Origin of the sequence: Actinomadura sp. WAC 06369, from assembly GCF_003947565.1 — a bacterium.
GTDB lineage: Bacteria > Actinomycetota > Actinomycetes > Streptosporangiales > Streptosporangiaceae > Spirillospora > Spirillospora rifamycini.
In genome coordinates this window covers 1-3,325 of sequence record NZ_QHJN01000329.1, presented here as the reverse complement: position 1 = coordinate 3,325, position 3,325 = coordinate 1, and the positions used below count along the sequence as shown (strand labels likewise).

Sequence of the window (3,325 nt, the reverse complement as noted above, 5' to 3'; positions counted from 1 at the left end):
ATCCACAGCCCCTGATTCCCGGACGGCGTCCCGCACGGGGGCGACGAGTGCCTGGAGGCGGTCGGTGGCCTTCATGCCGCCGACGTTAGGAGCCCGCGGCGGGACGCCGTCCGGGAATCAGGGGCTGTGGATAACTTCGCCGGGGGTCAGGGCTGGACGGGGACGCCGCCGCGCCACACGCGCTGGGCGCGGAGGCCGAAGGCCCAGGCGAAGGCGCCCTCGTGGTCGGCGTCCCAGAGCACGATGTCGGCGAGCATGCCGGGGGCGAGGGAGCCGCGGTCGCCGTAGCGGAGGGCGGCGGCGCCGCCGAGGGTGGCGGCGCGGAGCGCCTCGGTGACGCTGAGGCCGAACATGGCGACGGCGAGGCCGATGACCAGCGGCATGGAGGTGATGCCACACTGGCCCGGGTTGTGGTCGGTGCCGAGGGCGACGGTGACGCCGCGGTCGAGCATCTGCCGGACGGGCGCGGGGGCGCGGCTGCTGTTGAGCGCGCTGCCGGGGCAGACGGTGGCGGTGACGCCGGCGTGGGCGAGGGCCTTGATGTCGTCGTCGTTGGCCTGGGTGAGCAGGTCGGCGGAGGCGCAGCCGACCTCGGCGGCGACCTGGGCGGCGCCGACGCGCTCGTTGGCGCAGGCGTGCATGCGGGCCTTCAGGCCGGCGCGCTTGCCGGTGAGCAGGAGGGCGCGGGCCTCCTCGGCGGTGAAGTGGCCCTCGTCGCAGTAGACGTCGATGCTGTCGGCGCCCGCGACGGCGGCGTCGCCGGCCCAGAGGCGGACGGCTTCGATGTAGTCGCGGCGGCGGCCGAAGAACTCGGGCGGGAGGATGTGGGCCGCGAGGAACGTCGCGTGGATGCGGGGCATCGAGGGCTCGGACTCGAGGGAGCGCAGCATCCGGATGTCGGCGAGTTCGCCGTCGCGGGTGAGGTGGTAGCCGGTCTTGGCCTCGACGGTGGTGGTCCCGCCGATGATCCACTGGCGGAGGCGTTCGCGGACGCCGTTGCACAGGGTCCAGGGGTCGGTGCCGCGGGTGACGGTGACGGTCGAGTTGACGCCGCCGCCGGCGGCCGCGATGGCCGAGTGGGACGAGCCGCTGGTGCGCATGGCGAGTTCGGCCCAGCGGTTCCCCGCGTAGACGGGGTGGGCGTGGGCGTCGATGAGCCCGGGGGTGACGAGGCCGCCGCCGAGGTTCTCCACGTGGTCGACGTCGACGATGTCGTCGATGACGCCGGGGACGCTCTGCGGGAGGTCGGACGCCGGGCCGGCCCAGACGATCCGGTCGTCGTGGATGAGCACGGCGGCGTTGCTGCAGACGTCGGTGCCCGTCCAGAGCCTGCCGATGTTCGTCAACAGCCGTACCGTCATTGGTTCACCGGCCCTGATGAGACGACGTACCGGACGCCATGAAGTGGTCCACCTGCTCTCGATCCGAAACGCCGACTGGGTGCCGGCGATTCACCGCTGGAGGGTCGGGTGGCCGTGCGGCCACCACAGGCAACGAGACCGGAGATATCGGTTCCGTCACGGTAGTGCACCGAAGGCCCGTCAGACAACCTTTCATCGACGGCACGTCGCCTCGCCCATAGCCCTATGACCGTACGGAATTCGACCGCACCGTCAAGTCGATTGGCGAACCTGTCACCGTACGGCGACCGTGCGTCCATTCTGGAATGGCCTCAATTCAGCGGTTTCTCGACCGAAAACCCCGCCGGACGGTGTCCGGCGGGGTTCGCGTACGCGGTGCGGGCGCGGGGTCAGGCGGGCGCGGCCTCGAAGCGGGCGAGGTCGGCTGCGAGATCGTCGGGGACCCGCGCGTGCAGCAGCGTGCCCTCGGCGACGTGCTCCTGCTTGAGGACTTCGCCGCGCTCGTGCACCTGCGCGACGAGGTCGCCGCGCTCGTACGGGACGAGCACGTGCAGTTCGGCCTCGAGACCGGGCAGCCCGGCCTCGATCGCGGCGCGCAGTTCGTCGATGCCGAACCCGGTGCGGGCGGAGACGACGACGCTGTTCGGCTCGCGGCGCTGCAGCCGGGCGAGCGCGAGCCCGTCGGCGGCGTCCGCCTTGTTGATGACGATGAGCTCGGGGATGCCGTGGGCGTCGATCTCGCGCAGGACCTCGCGGACGGCGGCGATCTGCGCCTCCGGTTCGGGGTCGGAGCCGTCCACGACGTGCAGGATCAGGCCCGCGTCGGAGACCTCCTCCAGCGTCGAGCGGAACGCCTCGACGAGCTGGTGCGGCAGGTGCCGGACGAACCCGACGGTGTCGGCCAGCGTGTAGGCGCGGCCGCCGGGGGTCTCGGCGCGCCGGACGGTGGGGTCGAGGGTGGCGAACAGCGCGTTCTCCACCAGCACCCCGGCGCCGGTGAGCCGGTTGAGCAGGGACGACTTGCCCGCGTTGGTGTAGCCGGCGATGGCGACCGCCGGCACTTCGTGGCGGCGCCGGCCGCCGCGCTTGGTGTCGCGCGACTTGGACATCTCGGCGATCTGCCGGCGCAGCTTGGCCATCCGGGTGCGGATCCGCCGCCGGTCCAGCTCGATCTTGGTCTCGCCGGGGCCGCGGCCGCCGATCCCGACGCCGCCGGCCGCGCGGCCGCCGACCTGCCGGGACAGGTTGCCGCCCCAGCCGCGCAGGCGGGGCAGGAGGTAGTCGAGCTGCGCCAGCTCGACCTGCGCCTTGCCCTCGCGGCTCTTGGCGTGCTGGGCGAAGATGTCGAGGATCAGGGCCGTCCTGTCGATGACCTTGACCTGGACGGTGTCCTCCAGGTGGCGGAGCTGGCTCGGGGCGAGCTCGCCGTCGCAGATGACGGTGTCGGCGCCGGTCGCGATGACGACGTCGCGCAGTTCGGCGGCCTTGCCGGATCCGATGTAGGTGGCGGGGTCGGGGCGGGAGCGCCGCTGCACGAGGCCCTCGAGCACCTCGGAGCCGGCCGTCTCGGCGAGCAGCGCGAGCTCGCGCAGCGAGTTCTCGGCGGCCTCGGCGGTGCCTTCGGTCCAGACGCCCACCAGGACGACCCGCTCCAGTCGCAGGGAACGGTATTCGACCTCGGTGACGTCGGTCAGCTCGGTGGAGAGTCCGGCGACGCGGCGCAGTGCCCGCCGGTCTTCGAGGTCGAGCTCGCCGGTCATCGGCTCGAGCTCGTCCATGGTCTGGTCTGCGGTGAAAGGTTGAGTCATATGTCCTCGGTAGAACGCCGCGGCGCGGCTGTGTCTTCCCGACGATCGTCTCACGGGCCGTCCCGCGCGTCACCTGCTTATGGGCCGCCTTATGGGCCGCTTCCGCTCGACGGTTGCCGCGGCGTTCTACCGAGGACATATGACTCAACCTTTCAC

General features: G+C 72.1%; 2 protein-coding genes. Both read right to left on the bottom strand.

What is annotated here, in order from left to right; genetic code table 11:
* Positions 1-146: 146 nt before the first annotated feature.
* Positions 147-1,361 carry an imidazolonepropionase gene (gene hutI, locus DMH08_RS39075; protein WP_026405554.1) on the bottom strand — a complete coding sequence of 405 codons (1,215 nt, stop codon included), beginning with the start codon at positions 1,359-1,361 and terminating at the stop codon, positions 147-149.
* 389 nt (positions 1,362-1,750) lie between these two features.
* The gene (gene hflX / locus DMH08_RS39070) at positions 1,751-3,169 is read right to left on the bottom strand and encodes a GTPase HflX (protein ID WP_026405553.1); all 1,419 of its coding nucleotides are present in this window, start codon (positions 3,167-3,169) and stop codon (positions 1,751-1,753) included.
* Between the last annotated feature and the right edge of the window lie 156 nt (positions 3,170-3,325).

What these genes read in the sequence shown, in the direction of transcription:
- hflX (WP_026405553.1), bottom strand. Translation starts at nt 3,169, where the DNA reads ATGACTCAACCTTTCACCGCAGACCAGACCATGGACGAGCTCGAGCCG.
- hutI (WP_026405554.1), bottom strand. Translation starts at nt 1,361, where the DNA reads ATGACGGTACGGCTGTTGACGAACATCGGCAGGCTCTGGACGGGCACC.